This is a genomic window from Actinoplanes oryzae, from assembly GCF_030757795.1.
GTDB lineage: Bacteria > Actinomycetota > Actinomycetes > Mycobacteriales > Micromonosporaceae > Actinoplanes.
The window spans coordinates 1-236 of the sequence record NZ_JAUQWH010000381.1 but is presented as its reverse complement, the minus strand read 5'-3'; the positions used below and the strand labels follow the sequence as shown (position 1 = coordinate 236).

The window sequence follows — 236 nt, the reverse complement described above, 5'->3', positions numbered from 1 at the left end:
CCCACCGAGGCCACCTCCGGCTCGGTGAACACCACCTGCGGCACCGCCTTCACATCGGCCGTCACCGCGTGCCGGCCCCACGCACCCGTGTCAGCGGTCTCGCCCTTGGCCCGGGCCACAATCGCGTCACCCAGCACCCGCGCCTGATACTTGCCCTGATGAGTCAGCAACGCCCGCCGGTTCACATCCCCGGCCGCGAACAGCCACTCCCCCGCACCATCGACATGCAGGGCGTC

Annotated in this window: 1 pseudogene; it reads right to left on the bottom strand. The window is 70.8% G+C overall.

The features are described from left to right. Positions 1-236, bottom strand: a pseudogene (locus RBH18_RS44030) (pyridine nucleotide-disulfide oxidoreductase); the annotation flags it as partial.